The 1,334-nt window shown below is 54.0% G+C and carries 2 protein-coding genes; both read left to right on the top strand.

What is annotated here, in order from left to right; genetic code table 11:
- Window positions 1-183, top strand: a 183-nt coding sequence (locus tag V6D20_03310) for a hypothetical protein (GenBank protein ID HEY9814821.1), incomplete at its 5' end; no start/stop codon positions are given.
- Between the two features lie 46 nt (window positions 184-229).
- The gene (locus tag V6D20_03305; protein HEY9814820.1) at window positions 230-880 is read left to right on the top strand and encodes a hypothetical protein; all 651 of its coding nucleotides are present in this window, start codon (window positions 230-232) and stop codon (window positions 878-880) included.
- The last annotated feature ends 454 nt before the right edge of the window (window positions 881-1,334 follow it).

The following is a 1,334-nucleotide window of genomic DNA, read 5'->3' as shown; positions in this document are numbered from 1 at the left end:
ATCTTGAAAAGAGCAGCATCCACACTCAAAGAAATCATCAATACTGTCAATTTCGTCAACATTAGTACAGACAGTCTCGTAGGCTGGCATGCTTGGATTAGCAAACTTGTCGCCCTTCCCTTTAGATTTGCTTGTGCTTGTTTGCCGAAACAGGCAGATGGGAATGCTTCTTCCAGAGGCTGAGCTGCCCTTCCCGCCCTTGCCTTTGCCTGTTAAATTTTGAGGGCATGTGAGCTTCACATCAGCACAATTTTCACGGGTTGGAGCAGCTGAGGGTAAGCTAGATGGCTCGCTAGTTGGGGTTGCCGAGGGCAGGGCCGATGGAGTAGCAGAGGGCAAGGCAGAGGGGTTAGCCGAGGCCGAGGGAGCAGCGGAAGGTGTCGCCGATGGCGTAACTGAGGGCATGGCCGATAAAGTAGCCGATGGAGTAGCCGAGGGTGTGGAAGATGGAGTAGTGGAGGGCAGGGCAGACGGAGTAGCCGATGGCGTGGCCGATGGAGTAGCTGATGGCGTGGCCGATGGAGTAGCCGAGGGCGTGGTCGATGGAGTAGCCGAAGGCGTGGTCGATGGTGTAGCCGAGGGCAAGGCGGAGGGGGTAGCTGAGGGCGTTGCTGATGGAGCATTGGAAGGTGTGGCCGATGGAAAATCCGAGGGCATGGCGGATGGAGTAGCCGATGGCGTGGCAGATGGCTTACTTGTTGGAGAAGCCGAAGCCGAAGGCTCACTGGTGGGGGTTGCCGACGGTGTTGATGTTGGAGAAGCCGAAGCCGAAGGCTCACTGGTGGGGGTTGTCGACGGTGATGAAGTTGGAGAAGCCGAAGCAGAAGGCTCACTAGTTGGAGCAGCGGAAGGTGTTGCCGATGGAGCAGCTGATGGTTGACTGGTTAGAGCTAAACCTCCCACGCCCAAAAATCCAAAGATATACGTGACGGGAGCTCCCGAGGCCGCGGAATTGCATCCTTCCGAAGAACCGGGATATGCGATCGAATAGATTTCGGCTCCGGCAGCAACCAGAATATCGTTTGCGTCGACCTTGTTGTCAGATCCGCCGAAGAAGACGGTAATATCAAACGACTCTCCTGGTGCAAGTATTTTAGGGTTGCCCATGTTGTCTCGGAAAAGAAATTGGAAATTTGCTCCATGATCACTACCCGTAGAAGATGCAGCATTATCACAGTTATTTGCGGAACAATCGGCAGGGCATCCAGATGCCGGGCATAATAAATTGAGGAAACCGATGCTCTGCATAGAAGTTCGGAGGATTTTGTTCGAGTGAGTGTCCCAGCGTACGTCGGAGATGAGTAAATGGTTGGTAGTTGGTAGGTGGAACTTAC

The organism is Candidatus Obscuribacterales bacterium, from assembly GCA_036703605.1.
Lineage (GTDB): Bacteria > Cyanobacteriota > Cyanobacteriia > RECH01 > RECH01 > RECH01.
This window is presented reverse-complemented; position numbering and strand designations above follow the sequence as displayed.